The sequence below is a fragment of the Pseudomonas sp. IT-P258 genome (genome assembly GCF_949767825.1).
GTDB classification, from domain to species: domain Bacteria; phylum Pseudomonadota; class Gammaproteobacteria; order Pseudomonadales; family Pseudomonadaceae; genus Aquipseudomonas; species Aquipseudomonas monachiensis.
Genome location: NZ_CATKPU010000043.1, coordinates 216,578 through 238,441 on the forward strand (window position 1 = coordinate 216,578; position 21,864 = coordinate 238,441).

16 protein-coding genes and 1 pseudogene are annotated in these 21,864 nt (G+C 61.3%); 14 read left to right on the plus strand and 3 right to left on the minus strand.

The genetic code is table 11. The features are described 5' to 3' along the window. Positions 1 to 73 precede the first annotated feature (73 nt). The 5 genes from ACM6G4_RS16925 to ACM6G4_RS16945 all read left to right on the plus strand — a co-directional run bounded on the left by ACM6G4_RS16925 (position 74) and on the right by ACM6G4_RS16945 (position 9,093). The gene (locus ACM6G4_RS16925) at positions 74 to 2,524 is read left to right on the plus strand and encodes a glycogen/starch/alpha-glucan phosphorylase (RefSeq protein ID WP_409078521.1); all 2,451 of its coding nucleotides are present in this window, start codon (positions 74 to 76) and stop codon (positions 2,522 to 2,524) included. Positions 2,525 to 2,695: 171 nt separating this feature from the next. Then, complete coding sequence (locus tag ACM6G4_RS16930) at positions 2,696 to 5,902, plus strand: DUF2339 domain-containing protein (RefSeq protein WP_414914156.1); 3,207 nt, start codon at positions 2,696 to 2,698, stop codon at positions 5,900 to 5,902. Continuing rightward, complete coding sequence (locus ACM6G4_RS16935) at positions 5,899 to 7,272, plus strand: DUF3999 domain-containing protein (protein ID WP_414914157.1); 1,374 nt, start codon at positions 5,899 to 5,901, stop codon at positions 7,270 to 7,272. Before ACM6G4_RS16930 ends, ACM6G4_RS16935 begins: the two co-directional genes overlap by 4 nt. Positions 7,273 to 7,476: 204 nt before the next feature. After that, positions 7,477 to 8,487: a class 1 fructose-bisphosphatase gene (locus ACM6G4_RS16940; protein ID WP_007975526.1), complete on the plus strand. Its 1,011-nt coding sequence runs from the start codon at positions 7,477 to 7,479 to the stop codon at positions 8,485 to 8,487. A gap of 3 nt (positions 8,488 to 8,490) precedes the next feature. Further along, on the plus strand, positions 8,491 to 9,093 hold the full coding sequence (locus ACM6G4_RS16945) for a DUF924 family protein (RefSeq protein WP_056725774.1): 603 nt from the start codon (positions 8,491 to 8,493) through the stop codon (positions 9,091 to 9,093). 63 nt (positions 9,094 to 9,156) lie between these two features. On the opposite strand, the gene ACM6G4_RS16950 is transcribed toward ACM6G4_RS16945, so the two are convergent. Both ACM6G4_RS16950 and ACM6G4_RS16955 read right to left on the minus strand, forming a co-directional pair. Continuing rightward, positions 9,157 to 9,921, minus strand: a complete 765-nt coding sequence (locus tag ACM6G4_RS16950) for a methyl-accepting chemotaxis protein (RefSeq protein ID WP_414914295.1) — start codon at positions 9,919 to 9,921, stop codon at positions 9,157 to 9,159. Positions 9,922 to 10,014: 93 nt separating this feature from the next. Beyond that, positions 10,015 to 11,049: pseudogene (locus tag ACM6G4_RS16955) on the minus strand (cache domain-containing protein); the annotation flags it as partial. Positions 11,050 to 11,330: 281 nt separating this feature from the next. Here ACM6G4_RS16955 and ACM6G4_RS16960 point away from each other — a divergent pair. Both ACM6G4_RS16960 and ACM6G4_RS16965 read left to right on the plus strand, forming a co-directional pair. Continuing rightward, positions 11,331 to 11,585, plus strand: a complete 255-nt coding sequence (locus ACM6G4_RS16960) for a hypothetical protein (RefSeq protein WP_056725770.1) — start codon at positions 11,331 to 11,333, stop codon at positions 11,583 to 11,585. 30 nt (positions 11,586 to 11,615) lie between these two features. After that, positions 11,616 to 12,185 carry a lipocalin family protein gene (locus ACM6G4_RS16965; protein ID WP_056725768.1) on the plus strand — a complete coding sequence of 190 codons (570 nt, stop codon included), beginning with the start codon at positions 11,616 to 11,618 and terminating at the stop codon, positions 12,183 to 12,185. A 117-nt stretch (positions 12,186 to 12,302) separates the two neighbouring features. Here the strand turns inward: ACM6G4_RS16965 and ACM6G4_RS16970 are convergent, their stop codons facing one another. Further along, a complete protein-coding gene (locus ACM6G4_RS16970; RefSeq protein ID WP_414914158.1) occupies positions 12,303 to 13,667 on the minus strand; it encodes a formimidoylglutamate deiminase in 1,365 nt (454 codons plus the stop codon). Positions 13,668 to 13,813: 146 nt separating this feature from the next. On the opposite strand from ACM6G4_RS16970, the gene hutC reads away from it, so the two are divergent. The 7 genes from hutC (at position 13,814) to hutH (ending at position 21,775) form a co-directional block, all read left to right on the plus strand. Then, positions 13,814 to 14,524 (plus strand): histidine utilization repressor, encoded by a 711-nt coding sequence (gene hutC / locus ACM6G4_RS16975; protein WP_162135916.1) that lies wholly within the window; start codon positions 13,814 to 13,816, stop codon positions 14,522 to 14,524. Continuing rightward, a complete protein-coding gene (locus tag ACM6G4_RS16980) occupies positions 14,521 to 15,090 on the plus strand; it encodes a HutD family protein (protein WP_414914159.1) in 570 nt (189 codons plus the stop codon). Before hutC ends, ACM6G4_RS16980 begins: the two co-directional genes overlap by 4 nt. A 442-nt stretch (positions 15,091 to 15,532) precedes the next feature. Next, a complete protein-coding gene (gene hutU / locus ACM6G4_RS16985) occupies positions 15,533 to 17,215 on the plus strand; it encodes a urocanate hydratase (protein WP_056725762.1) in 1,683 nt (560 codons plus the stop codon). 210 nt (positions 17,216 to 17,425) lie between these two features. Then, on the plus strand, positions 17,426 to 18,394 hold the full coding sequence (locus ACM6G4_RS16990; RefSeq protein WP_056725760.1) for an ABC transporter substrate-binding protein: 969 nt from the start codon (positions 17,426 to 17,428) through the stop codon (positions 18,392 to 18,394). 70 nt (positions 18,395 to 18,464) lie between these two features. Further along, on the plus strand, positions 18,465 to 19,316 hold the full coding sequence (locus ACM6G4_RS16995) for an ABC transporter permease (protein ID WP_046039591.1): 852 nt from the start codon (positions 18,465 to 18,467) through the stop codon (positions 19,314 to 19,316). Then, a complete protein-coding gene (locus ACM6G4_RS17000; RefSeq protein WP_110658356.1) occupies positions 19,313 to 20,143 on the plus strand; it encodes a quaternary amine ABC transporter ATP-binding protein in 831 nt (276 codons plus the stop codon). The genes ACM6G4_RS16995 and ACM6G4_RS17000 overlap by 4 nt, the downstream gene beginning before the upstream one ends. Before the next feature lie 108 nt (positions 20,144 to 20,251). After that, a complete protein-coding gene (hutH, locus tag ACM6G4_RS17005) occupies positions 20,252 to 21,775 on the plus strand; it encodes a histidine ammonia-lyase (protein WP_414914160.1) in 1,524 nt (507 codons plus the stop codon). Positions 21,776 to 21,864: the final 89 nt, after the last annotated feature.

The window sequence follows — 21,864 nt, forward strand, 5'->3', positions numbered from 1 at the left end:
CCGAACCAGAGCCTCTACCGCCTGTCAGACCGACTAGGCTCAGACAACTCCAAGCTCGCTCGAGGTCCTATCGATGACTCAAGAACCACTTGTTCGCGAAGCAGAGGTGGCCGCATTCCGCGACGCCGTCTTGACCAAACTCACTTATGCAGTGGGTAAAGACCCGGATCACGCCTTCGACCACGATTGGTTCGAAGCCATTGCACTGGCCGCGCGGGATCACATGGTCGAGCACTGGATGGACCACACGCGGCAGATCTACCGCAAAGGCCAGAAGCGCGTTTATTACCTCTCCCTGGAGTTTCTCATCGGCCGGCTGCTCTTCGACAGCCTGAGCAACCTCGGCCTGCTCGACGTGGCCCGCGAAGCCCTGACCGAACTCGGCGTCGACCTTGAGCGCATTCGCTTGCTGGAGCCCGATGCGGCCCTGGGCAACGGCGGCCTCGGGCGTCTGGCGGCGTGTTTTCTGGAAAGCATGTCGACCCTCGGCATCGCCGGTCATGGCTACGGTATTCGTTACGAACACGGCTTGTTCCGCCAGGCCATCGTCGATGGCTGGCAACAGGAGCAGACCGAACACTGGCTGGATTTCGGCAACCCCTGGGAGTTCGAGCGCCCGGAGGTGGTTTACCCGATCGGCTTCGGCGGCAGTGTCGAGACAGTGACCGATGACAGCGGCAAGTCCAGGCAAGTCTGGCACCCGGCGGAAACCGTACGGGCCATTGCGTATGACACGCCGGTGGTCGGTTGGCGCGGGGCAAGCGTCAACACGCTGCGCTTGTGGCGCGCCCGGGCCATGGAAGATCTGCATCTGGAGCGTTTCAACGCCGGCGACCACCTTGGCGCCGTAGCCGAAGTGGCCCGGGCCGAAAGCATCTCCCGGGTGCTGTACCCGGCGGACAGCACCGAGGCCGGCCAGGAATTGCGCCTGCGCCAGGAGTATTTCTTCGTCGCCGCCTCGTTGCAGGATTTGCTGCGCCGCCATCGCAACATGCACACCTCGGTGCTGACCCTGGGCGATCACGCTTCGATCCAGCTCAACGACACTCACCCCTCGATTGCCGTGGCTGAACTGATGCGGCAACTGGTCGACGTCTATGACGTGGCATGGGACGCGGCGTGGCAGGTCACCGTCGATACGCTGTCCTACACCAACCACACATTGCTCCCCGAAGCGCTGGAAACCTGGCCGGTAGGTTTGATGGAACGCATGTTGCCGCGGCACATGCAGATCATTTACCTGATCAATGCCCAGCACATCGATTCCCTGCGGGCCAAAGGCATCCACGATTTCGATGTGCTGCGCGCGGTATCGCTGATCGAGGAAGACAACGGTCGCCGGGTACGCATGGGCAACCTGGCGTTTCTCGGCTCCCACAGCATCAATGGTGTGTCCGGGTTGCACACGCAACTGATGCGTCAAACGGTGTTCTCCGAACTGCACAAGCTCTACCCGGAGCGGATCAACAACAAAACCAACGGCATCACTTTCCGCCGCTGGCTGTATCAGGCCAACCCCGAGCTGACCTCGATGCTGGTCGATACCCTCGGCCCCGAAGTGCTGGATAACCCGGAAGAGCGTTTGCGCGCCCTCGAACCGTTCGCCGAGAAAAGTGCATTCCGCAAGGCGTTTGCCGAGCAACGCCTGCACAGCAAGAAAGCCCTGGCGTACCTGATTCATGAGCGGTTGGGTGTGGCGGTCAACCCGGCGGCGATGTTCGACGTGCAGGTCAAGCGGATTCACGAATACAAGCGCCAGTTGCTCAACCTGATGCACACCGTGGCGTTGTACCAGGCGATTCGCGCGGAACCTGAAATCGACTGGGTACCACGGGTGAAGATCTTCGCCGGCAAGGCGGCCGCCAGTTATCACCAGGCCAAACTGATCATCAAGCTGACCAACGACATCGCCCGGGTGGTGAACAACGACCCGACCGTGCGCGGCTTGCTAAAAGTGGTGTTCCTGCCCAACTACAACGTCAGCCTGGCGGAGAGCATCATTCCGGCGGCGGATTTGTCCGAGCAGATCTCCACCGCCGGGTTCGAAGCGTCAGGCACCAGCAACATGAAATTCGGCCTGAACGGCGCGCTGACCATCGGCACCCTGGACGGGGCCAACGTGGAAATGTGCGACCGCATTGGCGCCGAGCACATGTTCATCTTCGGCCTCAGCGCGCAGCAGGTGGAGGCGCGCAAGCAGAACCATGAGTTCAGCGCGGTGCCGGATATCGCCGCGTCCCATCGTCTGAATGATGTGCTGCAGGCGATTCGTGGCGGGGTGTTCTCGCCGGATGATCCGTCCCGTTATGCCGGGTTGATCGATTCGCTGGTGGACTACGACCGCTTCCTGGTCTGCGCCGACTTCGATTCCTACTGGCACGCCCAGATGCGCGTCGAAGCCCATTGGCACGATTCGAAGGAGTGGTGGCGTTCAGCCGTGTTGAGCACGGCGCGGATGGGCTGGTTCTCCTCGGACCGGACCATTCGCGAGTACGCCACGGAAATCTGGAAGGCACTGGAGTAAGTCTTCAGGCAGGTGGATATACTGGCGCGCCGGAAAAGATCGCAGCCTTCGGCAGCTCCTACAGGATCGCGTAATACCGCGACTATGTAGGAGCTGCCGAAGGCTGCGATCTTTATGGATACGGCTGAGCTAATCTTTCCGGATTGGCCAATGCGCTTAGGGATATCGACCATGCAATGGATGTTCATGCTGATAGGGCTGGTGCTCGGCTGGATACTTGACGAGTCATTCAGCGATGCGCTGCTGGGCGCGTTACTCGGATTGGGTATCGGCCAGGCCCTTCGCTTGGCTCGCATGGACTCGCAGGCCTTCGAGCAGCAGCGTTTGCTGGAGCAGGCCCAGGTCGCGCTGCACGCGGTCGAGCAACGGCTGGCGCTGCTCGAGGCATCGGGCGTCAAGGCGCCGCAAGCCCGCGAACCATTTGCCTCACCTGAAACCATCCTTGATGAAGTACCTGTCGCAGCCCCGGATTTGCTCTGGGAGCTACCGCCCGAACTCGAGCCGGTAGCCGTCGCAGCCAGCGAAACCAAGCGTTCGCAGCCTGTCGATGCCTGGAGGTCCGAGCCGTCCGCTCGCGAACCACAGCCACCCGTCACCCCGCGTGGCCCGAACTTCATCGATCGCGCCATCAGCCGTGCCCGTGCCTGGTTGTTCGGCGGCAATACCGTGTTGCGGGTCGGCGTGGTGCTGCTGTTCCTCGGCCTGGCCTTTCTGCTGCGCTATGCCACCGAAGGCGTGGTGGTGCCGGTTGAGTTGCGTTACGCAGGTGTTGCGGCGGCGGCCTTGGGACTGCTCGGGCTGGGTTGGTGGTTGCGAGCGCGCAACAACAGTTATGCGTTGATCCTGCAAGGTGCCGGGATCGCCGTGCTGTACCTGACGGTGTTTGCCGCGATGCGCCTGCATCCGCTGCTCGATCCCTCGGCCGGGTTTGGCCTGCTGGTGGCGGTGACGGCCTGTTCGGCGATTCTCGCCATTACCCAGGACTCCCTGGGGCTGGCCGCCGCTGCCGCACTGGGTGGATTCGCCGCGCCGCTGCTGGCCTCCACCGGTGCCGGTAGCCACGTCGCACTGTTCAGCTATTTTGCCCTGCTCAACGCCGGCATCTTCGCCATCGCCTGGTTCAAGGCCTGGCGGCTGTTGAATGTCATCGGGTTCAGCGGCACCTTCGGCATCGGTTTCGCCTGGGGCCTGCGCTCCTACTCGCCGGAGCAGTTGTGGAGTACCGAGCCGTTCCTGATTCTGTTTTTCCTGATGTACCTGGCCATTGGTCTGCTGTTCGCCCGGCGCAGGCTGCTGGAAATGAGCGATGCACCGGCAGAGGGCAGTCGCGAATCGCTGCTGCAGTGGTCGGCGCGCAAGGGCAACTACGTCGACGGCACGCTGCTGTTCGGCCCGCCGCTGGTGGGTTTCGGCTTGCAGTTCGCATTGGTGCAGCATCTGGAGTTCGCGGCGGCGTTCAGTGCCTTGGCGCTGGGCATGATTTACATGGGGCTGGCCCGTTGGCTGATGGCCGGGCGCACGCTGTTGCTGGGGGAAACCTGCCTGGCTTTGGGTGTGATCTTCGCCAGCCTGGCGATTCCGCTGGGGCTCGATGCACGCTGGACGACAGCGGCATGGGCGGTGGAAGGCGCGGGGATCTTCTGGCTCGGTCTGCGTCAGCAAAGGCCCGTGGCCCGGGGCTTTGCCTTACTCCTGCAACTGGGGTCGGCACTGGCGTTTCTCAGCGAACTGCACGACAGCGAGAGCAGCCTGCTCGGCGGTGTACCACTGGGCGCGCTGTTGCTGGGCGTCGCGCTGCTGTTCAGCTTCTACCAGTTGCGTAAAGCCCTGCCGGAACAGATCAGGCCTTGGGAACTGAAAGGTCTGCCAATCCTGGCGTGCCTCGGGCTGTCGTTTCTCTATTTGCTGGCGCCGTTGTTTTTCTTCAGCCACGGCACGGTGATCAGTTGGGCCCTGGCCGGTGCACTGACGTTGTTGGTTGGCTTGCGCCTGCCATCGCGCACCTTCGTGTTCAGCGCGCTCGCTGTGCAACTGTTGGGTGGCGCGTTGTTCCTGGCGACGGGGCCGCTGTTCAGTGAAGAGCTGAACCCCTTGGCTCATGCCGGATTCTGGGCGCCGCTGGTGTTGGGGCTGGCGGCGATGGTCGGGGCCTGGCGTTTGCAGATTGGTCATTCGCTTGGAGTATTCGAAGGGCTGAGCCTGTTGCGATTGTCCCAGGCGTTGCTGGTGTGGGGCGCAGGCTGGTGGGCGTTGGCCTGGGTCATCGAAGTGCTGCATTTTGCGCCGTTGCCGATGCGGGCGCCTTTGTTGTTGGGCATCGCGGCCGTGAGTGTGGCCCTGTGGACGGTAGTGGCGCTGCGCCTGAAATGGCCATCTCTTGGGGCACTCGGCACGGTGTTGATTCCCGCAGCGGCACTGGTGCTGCTCGCGGCCTGGCACTCGCGTTATCACCCGGCAGCCAACGTCGGCTGGCTGGCGTGGGCCGCCGTGTTCGTGGTGCATTTCATGTCCCTGCGACGCCTGGCGCCCATGCTGCCGGCGCGCGCGACGAGCGTCGCCCATGTGCTCGGCTGTTGGTTGTTGATGGGGGTGCTGGCTCTGGAGTTGCGTTACGGCTTGCTGGTGTTGTCCGAGCAATACAACGCCTGGCGCTGGTTGGGTTGGGCGATTCTGCCCAGTCTGTACCTGGTGCTGATGGCGGCACCTCGCGCGTGGCCGTGGCCGGTGTCGGCGTATCCGCGCGAATACCGTGTATACGCCGCCGCGCCGTTGGCGTTGTTGATGCTCGGCTGGTTCTGGCTGGCGAATGTCGCCAGTGACGGCAACGCCGAGCCACTGCCTTACGTGCCATTGATCAACCCGCTGGAGCTGGGCCTGTTGTTGGCGCTGTTCGGCGTCTATGTCTGGTCCCGCAGCGCCATGACACAACTGGCGGTCCGCGAGGATTACGCCGCCATCGCCACGCAAGGGGTCGCAGGTGCCTCGCTGTTCGTGTTCTTTACTGCGTTGGTGATGCGTACGGCACACCATTGGAGTGGGGTGCCGTTCGAGCTGGATCTGTTGCTGGCGTCGATGCGGGTGCAAGCCGGCCTGTCCATCGTCTGGACCTTGATGGCCCTGAGCCTGATGATCGGCGGCCATTTGCTTCGCCGCCGTGAAGTCTGGTTGATCGGCGCGGCCTTGATCGGCGTGGTCGTGGCCAAGCTGTTCTTTGTCGAATTGAGTAACCGCGGCGGGCTGGCGCGGATCGTGTCGTTTATCGGTGTCGGTGTATTGCTGCTGGTGGTGGGCTATTTCGCCCCGCTGCCGCCCAAGCGTGCCGAAGCTGAGCCGGATAACGAGAAACCGGTCCCGGAATCCGAAGGAGTGTCGTCTTGAGTCAGAAGCTTAACCTGGGTTGGCTGGGGGCTGTTGCCATGGGTGTGGTGTTATCGGCGGTTGCCCAGGAAAAACCGGCGGACTTCGCCACTCAAGTGCCTTTGTCGGTGACGGGCGAAGGCCCCTGGTATCGCCTTGAACTGCCTCTGAACGTACAGCTGAATGCACGGCAGACGGACCTGAGCGACGTGCGTGTGTTCAACGCCGTGGGCGAAGTTCAGGCTTATGCCTTGGCCCGGGAGTCGGCGCGGAGCAATGAAACCCGCACCTTGAACGAGGTGAAATGGTTTCCGTTGTACAGCTCGTTGGACGCCACTGAAACCGCGCCGAGTGTGCGGGTGCAATCGAACACCAACGGCACGTTGGTCCAGGTGCAGCCCTCCAGTCAGCTGGAGGCGGGTGAGGAGGAGTTGCGCGGCTGGTTGCTCGACGCATCGTCTATCAAGGCACCGTTGCAGCAGTTGGTTCTCGACTGGATCAGCGAGCGCGACGGATTCCAGCGTTTCACCATCGAAGCCAGCGATGATTTGCAGCATTGGCAGTCCTGGGGCGAAGGGCAGGTGGCGCGCCTGACCTTTTCCGACGAGCGGGTCGAACAGCATGAAGTCAACCTGCCGGGCCAGTCGGCACGCTACCTGCGGTTGCTGTGGATCACCCCGCATTCGGCGCCGACACTGACTTCGGCGCAACTGCAAAGCGCCAATATCCGCAGCCTGCCGCTGCCGTTGGTCTGGTCCCAGCCGTTGGCCGGCAGCAGCGTGAAGGCGGGCGAGTACACCTGGCAGCTGCCGATGGGGCTGAATGTCGAGCGGGTGCAGGTCGAGTTGAGCCAGCCCAACAGCCTGGCGCCAGTGAGCCTGGCCGGCCGGCGCGACAGCAGCTTGCCATGGCAGTCGTTGGGCAGCGGTTTGCTCTATCGCCTGACCCAGGACGGTCAGGACGTGGTGCAAAACCAATTGCAGCTGTCAGGGCAAATCGTCCAGCAATTGAAACTGACCGTGGACGAACGCGGCGGTGGCCTGGGTGATCAGGCGCCGACGCTGAAGTTTGCCGTGCGCGCCACGCAACTGGTGTTCCTGGCGCGTGGGCCGGGGCCTTACACGCTGGTCGTGGGGAATTCGACGGCGAAGGCGGCGAACTTGCCGCTGTCGACGCTGATTCCGGATTACAGCCCGGCAAAACTCGCGACCCTGGGCCGGGCCAAGGTGGATGTCGGGGCGGTGGTCCCGAATGCGGCGACAGAGAAAACGCTGGCGACGACGGACACCCAGTGGAAGACATTCGGCTTGTGGGCGGTGTTGTTGCTCAGTGTCCTGTTCCTGGCAGCGATGGCGTTCAGTTTGTTGCGCAAACCGCCAGCCAAATCCTGAAGAAGGCTGGCGAATGCGTTCGCCCGGTCACTGAAAATGCCGAAATGACCGCAGTTCCCAGGCTCGCATCCAGTCCATTTCCAACTACGCTCATCCCCCGCGCATGAACTCTCTTCGGCCGATCACGTCTGATAGGAGGAAATGCGCCCCGACTCGCGTTAAACTGCGCGGGTTTTTAGCCCCCCCATTCCTCCGGAGCCTTCCATGTCCCGCGTTACCTTGAGTCGCTATTTGATTGAGCAGACCCGCAGCAACAACACTCCTGCCGATCTGCGCTTCCTGATCGAAGTGGTGGCGCGTGCCTGCAAGGAGATCAACCACGCCGTGTCCAAAGGCGCCCTGGGTGGTGTTCTGGGCAGCATGGGCACTGAAAACGTCCAGGGCGAAGTGCAGAAGAAGCTCGACGTGATCTCCAACGAGATCCTGCTCGAAGCCAACGAATGGGGTGGTCACCTGGCCGGCATGGCGTCCGAAGAAATGGACAACGCCTACCAGATCCCGGGCAAATACCCGAAAGGCGCGTACCTGCTGGTATTCGACCCACTGGACGGTTCGTCGAACATCGACATCAACGCCCCGGTGGGCACCATCTTCTCGGTACTGCGTTGCCCGAACGAATACCTGAGCCAGAACGAGCCCTTGAATGAAAAGGCCTTCCTGCAGCCAGGTACACAGCAAGTGGCCGCCGGTTACGCGATCTACGGTCCGCAGACCATGCTGATCCTGACCCTGGGCGACGGCGTGAAAGGCTTTACCCTGGACCGTGAAATGGGCAGCTTCGTACTGACCCACGAAAACATCACCATTCCTGAAGCCACCCAGGAATTCGCCATCAACGCGTCCAACCAGCGTCACTGGGAAGCACCGGTACAGCGCTACGTCAGCGAATTGCTGGCAGGCGATGAAGGCCCGCTGAAAAAGAACTACAACATGCGCTGGGTTGCCGCGATGGTCGCCGACGTGCACCGCATCCTGACCCGCGGCGGTCTGTTCATGTACCCACGCGACAGCCGCGAGCCGTCGAAGCCGGGCAAACTGCGCCTGATGTACGAAGCCAACCCGATGTCGTTCCTGGTCGAACAAGCGGGCGGTGCGTCCACCGACGGCCATCAGCGCATCCTCGACATCCAGCCGGAAGGCCTGCACCAGCGTGTTGCGGTGTTCCTCGGTTCGAAAGAAGAAGTTGCCCGCGTCACGGCTTACCACAAGGAGTAAACCATGACCGCGCCCTGGCAGCCGTTGCTTGATTGGTGGTTCGGAAACTCCGGGTCAGCGAGGGAAGTGGCGGCGCAGAAGGGCAGGTTGTGGTTTGGCAAGCGCGACAGCCAGGACCTCGAAGCGCGCGAGCGTTTCGGGGACTTGGCCGAGCAGGCACTGGCCGGCGGATTGACCGAGTGGATGCAACGTCCCGAAGGTTGGCTGGCCCTGGTGCTGTTGCTCGATCAAATCCCGCGAATGATCTTTCGCGACACCCCCAAAGCGTTTTCCGGCGATTCCCGGGCACAGAAACTCGTGGCCCAAGGCATTGCGGCGGATTTCGATCGGCAGTTGCAGCCGATTCAGCGGGTGTTCATCTACCTGGTGTTCGAGCACAGCGAAAACCTCGCGGTGCAGAACGAAGGTGTCTCGCGTTACATCGAATTGGTGGCGCAGCAGCCGGAGGTCGATCGGGCGTTGTTCGCCGATTATCTGGACTTTGCCGAGCGGCATCAGAGGGTGATTGCGCAGTTTGGGCGGTTTCCGCATCGCAATGCGGTGTTGGGAAGGGAATCGACGGCTGAGGAAATTGAGTTTCTTTCGGGGCCCGGGTCTCGGTTCTAATTTTTTCGTCGCTGCTGATGCCGTCTTCGCGAGCAAGCCCGCGAAGGGGCCGGTGAGCGCGCCTTAGATCCTGAAACTTCCGACTAGCTGCTTCAAACGCGCCGCTTGCTGCTCTAGATCGGCACACGCACGCAAGGTCGACTGCAGGTTCTCCACACCTTCCTGGTTCAGTGTGTTGATCTCGGTGATGTCGACGTTGATCGACTCCACCACGGCCGTCTGTTCTTCAGTGGCGGTGGCGACCGACTGGTTCATGCCATCGATCTCCCCGATGCGCAGGGTCACGCTCCCCAGTCGCTCGCCCGCCTGGTTGGCGATGCCGACGCTGCTTTCGCTCTGGCGCTGGCTGTCGGTCATGATGCCCACCGCTGCCCGGGCGCCGACTTGCAGCTCTTCGATCATCGTCTGCACTTGTTGCGCCGAGTCCTGGGTGCGGTGAGCGAGGTTGCGCACCTCGTCGGCAACCACCGCGAAACCACGGCCGGCCTCACCGGCTCGCGCCGCTTCAATCGCCGCGTTCAGTGCCAGCAGGTTGGTCTGCTGGGAGATGCTGGTAATCACTTCCAGGATCTGCCCGATGTTGACCGTGTTGCTGTTGAGGGTCTCGATGTTGCCGCACGAATCGCTGATCTTGGCCGACAGTTGCTGCATCGCAGCGATGGTTTTATCCACTACCTGTTGGCCGTCTTCGGCCAGGCTGCGGGCATCGCTGGAATGTTGCGAGGCGAGGGCGGCGTTTTGGGCGATTTCCTGGGCGGCGGCACCGAGCTGGTTGATCGCCGCGGCCACGCTGTTGGTGCGCGAGGCTTGCTGGTCTGAGTTGAGCATCGACGAGTTCGACGCGGCCACCACCCGCAGCGCCACTTCGTTGACCTGGCCGGTGGCTGAGGATACTTCGATGATCGAGGTGTGAATGCGTTCGACGAAACGGTTGAACGACAGCCCCAGCGCGCCGAACTCGTCGTGGCCGTGAATGACCAGGCGCTTGGTCAGGTCACCTTCGCCTTCGGCGATGTCGTGCATGGCGCGACCCATGGTCAGCAGCGGCTGCATCAACAGGTTGATCAGCATGCCCAGCAGCACAATGATGATCACCACGGCAATCACCATGGCAATGATCGCCGAGGTGCGGAACTCGCTGAGCATCGAGAACGCGGTGTCCTGGTCGAGCACCAGAGCCACGTACCAGTCCGCCGACGGTACGCCGTTGACGTGGGTGAAGGAGATGAACTGGCGCTTGCCGTCGATCTCGACTTCTTTCATGCCCGGGCTGACTTTCGGCGCACCATTGGAGTAGGCCTCGGTCAGGTTCTTGAGTACCAGCTTGCTGTCCGGGTGAATCAGGATCTTGCCGTCGGCACCGACGATGAACGCATGGCCGTGACCGCCTAAGTTCAGCGAATTGATGATTGCACTGACGCTGGACAGGTCGATGTCGGCGCCGGCGACACCAATCATCTGGCCCTGATGCAGCACCGGGGTGGCGACGGTGATTACCAGCTTGCCGGAGGAGGCGGCGATGTAGGGTTCGGTGACGATGGTCTGTTGCGCGCTGTTGGCCGCCTTGTACCAGCCGCGGGCGCGCGGGTCGTAGTCCGCCGCGCGGTTGCCCGCCGGGACCGAGAACATCACGCCGTCGGTGCCACCGAAGTAACTCAGCTGGAAGTTGCCGGTGTAGGCGGGCAGGTCGATGATCCGTTTCAGGCCAGCGGGAGCATTGCCGTCGGCGTTGATCTGTTGGGCCATCGACTGCAGCAATTGCATGCGGCTTTCCAGCCAGGTCTGGATGTTGCTGGTGGTCAGGCTGCCGAGTTCCTGCATCGAGGCCTCGGTACTGTTGCGCAAGGTTTCGCGCTGGCGATAGTCGTTGAACAGGATGAAACAAGCGAATGCGACGGCCACCACGAGGGCGGCAGCCAGCAATATCTTGTGGCTGAACTTCATGTTTCGGGTCATGGATGAGCTACCGCAGAGGGGCTGTTCGACAAAATGGGAGAGCAAGCGCCAGCGACGTGGCTTTGCGTTGCATTTATGTCGACTGAACGGCGCCAAAGATTAGGCGGATTTTCTGAAAAACGATGAAATGCCCGGTAAACAGGCAAAGTGGCTGATTTTCGGCAAAAGGTAGACGAGTGGCCCGATAAATAGCCTGCCGGGCAGGGAACCAGACAGGGGTTTTCTCTTCTAAGCTTCAGCTTGGCAGCCATGCCAATCCCCTACGCCCCCGGAGTTTCACCATGTCGTTGCGTTCCATCGCCCTGCTTTCGTTCTGCGTATTGCTCGCTGCCTGCAGCAAGGTCAATCAGGAAAACTACTCGAAGCTCTCCGCCGGCATGGCCAAGGCCGAAGTGGAGACCCTGTTGGGCAAACCCGCCGATTGTTCAGGCGCGCTCGGCATGTCCAGCTGCACCTGGGGCGACAAGAACAGCTTTATCAGCGTGCAGTTCGCCGGTGACAAAGTGCTGATGTTTTCCGGCCAAGGCCTGAAGTAAACCGGGGCGATCGCCCACGGGAGAAAAATAATGAAGCGGTTATTGATCATCCTTTTTGCCGGCCTGGTGTTGGCCGGCTGTGCCACGTCTGGCCCGGACCCGTTGGCCCCCAAGACAGTCAATAGCGTTAACCTCAAGCGCTACCAGGGCACCTGGTACGAGCTGGCTCGCATGCCGATGTACTTCCAGCGCGACTGCGCGCAGTCCGAAGCCCATTACACGCTCAAGCCCGACGGCAACGTCGCGGTGTTGAACCGCTGCCTGACGGCGCAGTGGCAATGGGAAGAGGTCAAGGGCACGGCTTATCCACAGACGCCCGGCAAGAACGACAAGCTGTGGGTCGAGTTCGATACCTGGTTTTCCAGGTTGATCCCGGGTACGGCGAAGGGCGAATACTGGGTGCTGTATGTCAGCGATGACTACAAGACCGCCATCGTCGGTGATCCGAGCCGCAAGTATCTGTGGCTGTTGTCGCGCACGCCGACCGTGAACGGTGTGGTGCGTGAGGAGCTGCTGAGCAAGGCGCGTCAGCAGGGTTACGACACCACGCGGCTGATCTGGCGGGCATCGGAACAGCAGATGGCGAAGACATCTAACTAGCGGTGCGACTGAAAAAGATCGCAGCCTGCGGCAGCTCCTACATCGATCCGGTTGGTCGCAATCATGCGGATAAACACGGAACCTGTAGGAGCTGCCGCAGGCTGCGATCTTTTGCTTTTAACCGAGCAAGTCGCGCAGGACCTGGGTGAAGGCGCGGCTGCTTTCCTCTTCGTCCGCATGCCGACCGTCACGCACGACCCATTGACCATTGACCAGCACATCCCGCACCTGGCGATCGCCGCCGGCAAACAACCAACGGTTGAGAATCCCGTCGCCACTGGCCGTTGCCAGGTACGGATCGTTGCCGTCGAGCACCAGCCAGTCGGCGCGCTTGCCGACTTCCAGGGCGCCAATCGGCTGGCCCAGTGCCTGGGCGCCGCCATCCAGCGCCGCATCAAACAGCGTACGACCGACCATTGGCTGATCTGCGCCATACAAACGATTTCGCCGCTGGTCGCGCAGACGTTGGCCGTATTCCAGCCAGCGTAATTCTTCCACCACGCTCAACGACACATGGCTGTCGGAACCGATGCCCATGCGACCGCCCTGAGCGAGGAAATCCACCGCCGGGAAAATCCCGTCGCCCAGGTTGGCTTCGGTGGTCAGGCACAGGCCAGCGATGGCGCGGCTTCTGGCCATCGACGTGACTTCTTCCGGGTTGGCGTGGGTCGCGTGGACCAGGCACCAGCGCTGATCGACATCGACGTTTTCATACAGCCATTGCAGCGGACGACGACCGCTCCAGGTCAGGCAGTCGTCGACTTCTTTCTGCTGCTCGGCAATGTGGATGTGCACCGGGCATTGCTTGTCGCTGGCCGCCAGCACTTCGCTTATCTGCTGCGGTGTTACCGCGCGCAGCGAGTGGAAACACAGGCCCAGTGCTTGCGCCGGTTGCTGCGCCAGCACCGGTTGCAGGCGCGATTGCAGCTTGAGGTAGTTTTCGGTGCTGTTGATGAAACGGCGCTGGCCTTCGTTCGGAGCCTGGCCGCCAAAACCGGAATGGCTGTAGAGCACCGGCAGCAGGGTCAGGCCGATACCGGCGGAACCCGCAGCCTGGCTGATACGCAGGGCCAGTTCGGCCGGGTCCGCGTAAGGCTGGCCATTGATGTCATGGTGTACGTAATGAAATTCCGCCACCGACGTGTAACCGGCCTTGAGCATTTCGATGTACAGCTGACGGGCGATGACGCCGAGTTGCTCCGGGCTGATTTTTCCGACGAGGCGATACATCAGGTCGCGCCAGGTCCAGAAACTGTCGTTCGGATTGCCCGCCACTTCCGCCAGCCCGGCCATGGCCCGCTGGAAAGCGTGGGAGTGCAGGTTCGGCATGCCAGGCAACAGCGGACCGCTTAACCGTTCGGCGCCATCTGCGTTGGAATCGGCCTGGATATGGGTCAATACGCCGTCGGCGCTGACCTCAAGACGTACATTGTTGGCCCATCCACTAGGCAGCAGCGCGCGTTCGGCAAAGAAGGCGGACATGGTTCAGCACCCCATCGTGTGTTATTTGTATATACATATACAGACGTTTGCCTGCCCGGTAAACTCCGGCAAGCTAGCGACATCAATCAAATGACCAAGGATTAACCGTGCCGACTCCGCCTCCAGTCTCTCCGTTGGCCGCGAACATGGGCGACAGTCCGGCGCCCTTGTACGCCCGCGTCAAACAAATGATCACCCAGCAAATCGACAGTGGAAACTGGCCGCCGCACTACCGCGTTCCGTCGGAAAGCGAGCTGGTCAGCCAGTTGGGCTTCAGCCGCATGACCATCAACCGCGCCCTGCGCGAGATGACCGCCGATGGCCTGCTGGTGCGCATGCAGGGCGTCGGCACGTTCGTCGCCGAGCCGAAAAGCCAGTCTGCGCTGTTTGAAGTGCACAACATCGCCGACGAAATCGCCTCTCGCGGCCATCGCCACACCTGCAAGGTCATCACGCTCGAAGAAGAAGCCGCCGGCTCCGAGCGCGCCCTGGCCCTGGACATGCGCGAAGGGCAGAAGGTGTTCCATTCGCTGATCGTGCATTTCGAAAACGATATTCCGGTGCAAATCGAAGACCGTTTCGTCAATGCGCTGGTGGCGCCGGACTACCTTAAACAGGACTTCACCCTGCAAACGCCCTACGCCTACCTGAATCAGGTCGCGCCGCTGACCGAAGGCGAGCACGTGGTTGAGGCGATCCTGGCCGAGCCGTCCGAATGCAAATTGCTACAGATTGAAAAAGGCGAGCCGTGCCTGCTGATCCGTCGCCGCACCTGGTCCGGTCGTCAGCCAGTGACCGCCGCTCGCTTGATCCACCCCGGTTCCCGTCATCGTCTGGAAGGTCGGTTTCATAAATGAATCAGTTGAAGGTTTTACGCGCCAAAGATTACCCGCGCATGCCGTGGAAAAACGGCGGCGGCAGCACCGAAGAGATCACCCGCGATGCCGGCACCGGCCTGGATGGCTTTGGCTGGCGCCTGTCGATTGCCGACATTGGCGAATCGGGCGGCTTTTCCACCTTCGCCGGTTACGAGCGAGTGATCACCGTTTTGCAGGGCGACGGCATGAGCCTGACGGTGGATGGCCAGGACACTCGGCCACTGTTACCGCTGGACCCGTTTGCCTTCAGTGGTGAAAGCAAGGTTGCCTGCACATTGCTGGGCGGGTCGATTCGTGATTTCAATCTGATTTACGCGCCGCAGCGTTATGCCGCGCGGTTGCAGTGGTTGAGCGGTGAGCAGCGGTTCTTCAGTTCAGCGGGCACGGTGTTGGTGTTCAGCATCAGCGATGCGCTGGAAGTTGTGGTCGGTAACAGCGCTTCGAAGCTCGGTCGTCATGACTGCCTGCAACTCGACGGTAACGCCGGGCTGCTGGAAGTCTCCGTCAATGGTCCATGCTGTGTGATTGAGCTGGCCGCACGCTGATTCTGAATTTTCAAAGGATCGCAGCCTTCGGCAGCTCCTACAGGATGCACACCATCCCATGTAGGAGCTGCCGAAGGCTGCGATTTTTTGCATTTCAGCGTTCCCGAAAGCGCACCACTTTGTTACCGAATGCCCCAGCGTGGCGCAATATCACGCTCAAGTAACAAAATCCCCTCGCCACAAAAATCCCCCCGAAAATTTTTCATCTACGCCAGAACCCTTGTTCCAGGCGCTCTCCAGCCATTTCCGAATTTTTCTTGAATGCTCATCCAACAAGTTGGCCGCTTGATTGCATATGCTTGTATGTACAAGTAAAGACGTATGTGTATGAGTCACGAGGACTCAACCATCGTCCACTGATTCGCTGGTGTGCACTGATGCCCATTGGCTTGCTCGCCCACTGCCTGGGTTGGTTTGGATTGATTGCTGAGGAGTCTTTTTCGTGACTGACATTAAACCTACTAAGTTTCGTGACGTTGAAATCCGTGCCGCACGCGGTAACAAGCTGACCGCCAAGAGCTGGCTGACCGAAGCGCCGCTGCGCATGCTGATGAACAACCTCGACCCGGAAGTCGCCGAGAACCCTAAAGAACTGGTGGTTTACGGTGGTATCGGTCGCGCTGCACGTAACTGGGAATGCTACGACAAGATCGTCGAAAGCCTGACCAACCTGAACGACGACGAGACCCTGCTGGTGCAATCCGGCAAGCCGGTCGGCGTGTTCAAGACCCACAGCAACGCCCCGCGCGTACTGATTGCCAACTCCAACCTGGTTCCACACTGGGCGAGCTGGGAACACTTCAACGAACTGGACGCCAAAGGCCTGGCCATGTACGGCCAGATGACCGCCGGCAGCTGGATCTACATCGGCAGCCAGGGCATCGTCCAGGGCACCTACGAAACCTTCGTAGAAGCCGGTCGCCAACACTACAACGATGACCTGAAAGGTCGTTGGGTCCTGACTGCCGGCCTTGGTGGCATGGGCGGCGCCCAGCCCCTGGCTGCAACCCTGGCCGGCGCTTGCTCGCTGAACATCGAATGCCAGCAGGTCAGCATCGATTTCCGTCTGAAAAGCCGCTACGTCGATGAGCAGGCTACCGACCTCGACGACGCTCTGGCCCGCATCGCCAAATACACCAAGGAAGGCAAGGCGATTTCCATCGCGCTGCTGGGCAACGCCGCTGAAATCCTGCCGGAGCTGGTCAAGCGTGGCGTGCGCCCGGACATGGTCACCGACCAGACCAGCGCCCACGACCCGCTCAACGGTTACCTGCCTGCCGGCTGGACCTGGGACCAGTACCGCGCTCGCGCCAAGACTGAACCTGCCGCTGTGATCAAGGCCGCCAAGCAATCGATGGCCGTGCACGTCAAGGCGATGCTCGAGTTCCAGAAAATGGGCGTGCCGACCTTCGACTACGGCAACAACATCCGTCAGATGGCGCAGGAAGAAGGCGTGGAAAACGCATTCGACTTCCCAGGCTTCGTACCGGCCTACATCCGTCCGCTGTTCTGCCGTGGCATCGGGCCGTTCCGTTGGGCTGCGCTGTCGGGCAACGCTGAAGACATCTACAAGACCGACGCCAAGGTCAAGGAACTGATCCCGGACGACGCCCACCTGCACAACTGGCTGGACATGGCCCGCGAGCGCATCAGCTTCCAGGGCCTGCCAGCACGTATCTGCTGGGTTGGTCTGGGCCTGCGCGCCAAGCTGGGCCTGGCGTTCAACGAAATGGTGCGCAGCGGCGAGTTGTCCGCGCCAATCGTGATCGGCCGCGACCACCTGGACTCCGGTTCGGTATCGAGCCCTAACCGCGAAACCGAATCGATGCAGGACGGTTCCGACGCCGTTTCCGACTGGCCACTGCTCAACGCTCTGCTGAACACCGCGAGCGGCGCGACCTGGGTTTCCCTGCACCACGGCGGCGGCGTCGGCATGGGCTTCTCCCAGCACTCGGGCATGGTGATCGTCTGCGACGGTACTGACGAAGCGGCCGAGCGTATCGCTCGCGTGCTGCACAACGACCCGGCGACCGGCGTCATGCGTCACGCCGATGCCGGTTACCAGATCGCCATCGACTGCGCCAAGGAACAAGGGCTGAACCTGCCGATGATTACCGGCAAGTAATGCTTGCTCTGTAGGAGCTGCCGCAGGCTGCGATTTTTTGATCTTGATCTTTTAATCGCAGCCTGCGGCAGCTCCTACAGAGATCACGACGTTGCAGACCTAACAACAAGCGAAGTCGGTCGCGCTGCGGCGCAGGCCTGATTGGACGTGGACAGGGCTGGATGCCTCTTGACTGCCGTAAGCCAATTCATGATTAGGAGCGTCACAACAATGAAATCGAACAAGACCCTGCTGACCACATTGCTTTCCATGGGCCTGCTGGCCAGCGCTGGCGCCACTCAGGCGGCGGGTTGGTGCGAGTCGGGCAAACCGGTGAAGTTCGCCGGTTTGAACTGGGAAAGCGCCATGCTGCTGACCGACGTGATGCAAGTCGTGCTGGAGAAAGGCTACGACTGCAAGACCGACAGCCTGCCAGGCAACTCCATCACCATGGAAAACGCCCTGAGCAGCAACGATATTCAAGTGTTTGCCGAAGAATGGGTCGGCCGCAGTGAAGTCTGGAACAAGGCCGAGAAGGCCGGCAAGGTCGTCGGTGTCGGCGCACCGGTGGTTGGCGCGATCGAAGGCTGGTACGTGCCGCGCTACGTGATCGAAGGCGACGCCAAGCGCAAGCTGGAAGCCAAGGCTCCGGACCTGAAAAACATTGCTGACCTGGGCAAATACTCGGCGATCTTCAAGGACGCCGAAGAGCCGTCCAAGGGGCGTTTCTACAACTGCCCGGCCGGTTGGACCTGTGAGCTGGACAACAGCGAAATGCTCAAGAGCTACGGCCTGGAAAGCACCTACACCAACTTCCGCCCAGGCACCGGCCCGGCGCTGGATGCCGCGGTGCTGTCGAGCTACAAGCGTGGCGAGCCGATCCTGTTCTACTACTGGTCGCCAACGCCGCTGATGGGCCAGATCGACGCGGTGAAACTCGAAGAGAAACCAGGCGTGAACAAGACCGTGGATATCAAGGTCGGCCTGTCCAAGACTTTCCACGACGAAGCCCCGGAGCTGGTGGCCGTGCTGGAAAAGGTCAACGTGCCGATCGACCTGCTGAACCAGAACCTTGGGCGCATGACCAAAGAGCGGATCGAATCACCAAAACTGGCCAAGATCTTCCTGAAGGAACATCCTGAAGTCTGGCACGCATGGGTGAGCGAAGACGCAGCCAAGAAAATCGACGCGGCCTTGTAGGTCGAGCTTCTCCGGCTGTCGGCAACGGCAGTCGGATGCTTGATCGCAACCCCTTGATTGAGAGTCTCTTATGTTTCCCGAAAGCTTTACCTTTTCCATCGCCGACTGGGTCAACGGTTGGGTCGATTCGCTGGTCACCAACTACGGCGACGTGTTCCGGCACATCTCCGACACCCTGTTGTGGGCCATCGTCAATCTTGAAGGCCTGCTGCGTGCCGCACCCTGGTGGCTGATGCTGGCGATCGTGGCCGGTGTGGCCTGGCATGCGACCCGCAAGGTCGTGACCACTGCCGTCATCGTTGGTTTGCTGTTCCTGGTGGGAGCGGTCGGCCTCTGGGACAAACTGATGCAGACCCTGGCGCTGATGATGGTGGCGACGATCATTTCGGTGTTGATCGGCATTCCGCTGGGCATTCTCTCGGCGCGCAGCAATCGCCTGCGTTCGATACTGATGCCGTTGCTGGACATCATGCAGACCATGCCGAGCTTCGTGTACCTGATCCCGGTGCTGATGCTGTTTGGCCTGGGCAAGGTCCCGGCGATTTTCGCCACGGTGATCTACGCCGCGCCGCCGCTGATCCGCTTGACCGATCTGGGCATTCGCCAGGTCGACGGCGAAGTGATGGAAGCGATCAACGCCTTCGGTGCCAACCGCTGGCAGCAACTGTTCGGCGTGCAACTGCCGCTGGCCCTGCCGAGCATCATGGCCGGGATCAACCAGACCACCATGATGGCCCTTTCGATGGTGGTGATCGCCTCGATGATCGGTGCCCGTGGCCTGGGTGAAGACGTGCTGGTGGGGATTCAGACCCTCAACGTCGGACGTGGCCTTGAAGCCGGTCTGGCGATCGTGATTCTGGCTGTGGTGATCGACCGCATTACACAGGCGTACGGTCGCGCACGGCATGAGGTGAGCAAATGAACAACGCAACCGTGAGCAAGATCGAAGTCAAGAACGTCTTCAAGATTTTCGGCAACCGTGCCAAGGAGGCCCTGGCCATGGTCGGCCAGGGCAAGACCAAGGACCAGGTGCTGGCCGAAACCGGCTGCGTGGTCGGCGTAAACGACCTGTCGCTGAGCATCGGCAGCGGCGAGATCTTCGTGATCATGGGCCTGTCGGGTTCCGGCAAGTCGACCCTGGTCCGCCACTTCAACCGCCTGATCGACCCGACCAGCGGTGCGATCCTGGTGGACGGCGTGGACATCCTGCAATACGACATGGAAGCCCTGCGCGAATTTCGTCGGCGCAAGATCAGCATGGTGTTCCAGAGCTTCGGCCTGTTGCCGCACAAGAGCGTGCTGGACAACGTCGCCTACGGCCTGAAAATCCGTGGCGAAAGCAAAGCCATGTGTGCCGAGCGTGCGCTGCACTGGATCAACACCGTGGGCCTCAAGGGCTACGAAAACAAATACCCGCACCAGCTTTCCGGCGGCATGCGTCAGCGTGTGGGCCTGGCCCGCGCCCTGGCGGCGGACACCGACATCATCCTGATGGACGAAGCGTTCAGCGCCCTCGACCCGCTGATCCGCGCCGAGATGCAGGACCAGTTGCTGGAGCTGCAAAAGACCCTGCACAAGACCATCGTCTTCATCACCCACGACCTCGACGAGGCCGTGCGCATCGGCAACCGCATCGCGATCCTCAAGGATGGCCGCCTGATTCAGGTCGGCACGCCACGAGAGATCCTGCATTCGCCGGCGGATGAGTATGTAGACCGCTTTGTGCAGCGTCGGGCGGCGGTGGTTTAAGGCTCTAAAAGATCGCAGCCTGCGGCAGCTCCTACAGAAGTGAGCCGTACTCGGTGTAGGAGCTGCCGAAGGCTGCGATCTTTTGATTTTATTTAGATGAGGTTGAAGATGTCCCAGGCTGAAAAAATCGTTATCACCGAGGCGCAGGTCAGTTGGCAGGACGTGGTCGCCGTTGCTCGTCATGGCGCACAGCTTGAACTGTCGGCACCGATCTGGGCGCGCATCGAAAACGCGCAGGCCATCGTCCAGCGCATCGTTACCAGTGGCGAACGTGCCTACGGCATCAACACCGGCCTGGGCGCGCTGTGCAACGTCTCGCTGCAGGACGAACAACTCAGCCAGTTGTCGCGCAACACCTTGCTCAGCCACGCCTGTGGCGTTGGCGCGCCACTGACCAACGAGCAGACCCGCTCGATCATGTGCGCCGCCGTCGTCAACTACAGCCACGGTAAATCCGGCCTGCACCGTCAGGTCGTCGAAGCCCTGCTGGCCCTGCTCAACCGTGGCATCACGCCGCAAGTGCCGTCCCAGGGTTCCGTGGGCTACCTGACCCACATGGCGCACATCGGCATCGCGCTGTTGGGCGTTGGCAATGTCAGCTATCGCGGCCAGGTCGTTTCCGCGCAGCAAGCGCTGGCCGAAGAAGGCTTGCAACCGGTCAAGCTCGGTGCCAAGGACGGTTTGTGCCTGGTCAACGGTACGCCGTGCATGACCGGCTTGAGCTGCCTGGCGATTGCCGATGCCACGCGCCTGCTGGAATGGGCCGACGTGATCGGTGCCATGAGCTTCGAGGCCCAGCGCGGGCAGATCGACGCCTTCGATGCCGAGATCATCGCGCTCAAGCCGCACCCTGGCATGCAACAGGTCGGGATCAACCTGCGGGCCTTGCTCGACGGCAGCGAAGTAATTGCCCAGAGCAAAGGCATCCGTACCCAGGACGCCCTGAGCATCCGCTCGATCCCGCAGGTGCACGGCGCCGCTCGCGACCAATTGGTACACGCGAGCAAACAGATCGAAACCGAACTCAACGGCACCACCGATAACCCGCTGGTACTGGGTACTGCGGACAGCTATCGCGTGGTGTCCCAAGCCAACCCCCACGGCCAGTCCGTGGCAATGGCGGCGGACCTGCTGGCGATTGCCATGGCGGAAATCGGCTCCATCGCCGAGCGTCGCCTGGACCGTTTGATCAACCCGCACGTCAGTGGCCTGCCGGCCTTCCTGGTGGCCAACCCGGGGGTGAACTCCGGGATGATGATCGTGCAATACGTCGCCGCTTCGCTGTGTGCGGAAAACCGTCAACTGGCGCAACCGGCGGTGCTGGATAACTTCGTGACGTCGGGCCTGCAGGAAGATCACCTGAGCCTGGGCACCAACGCCGCGCTGAAGCTGCACCGCGCGCTCGAAAACTGCACGCAGATCCTCGCCATCGAGTATTTGCTGGCAGCCCAGGCGTTTGAATTTTTGAAAGAACAACGCTTCGGCGCCGGCACCGATGCGGCCTGGCGTCTGCTGCGCGAGCATGTTGCCCCCTACGACCAGGATCGCTGGTTGGCACCGGACATCGCCGCCGCTGCCGCTGTATTGAAAGACCCGACTTTGCTGCACAACACTTTTCCCAACCTGAACTGATTTCAACAACACCAGCGTGCCAAGGCGCGGCTCCCCAAAAGGCAGACGCGACGGACAACGGACATCTCCGGAGCGTCTGGTGAGTTAAC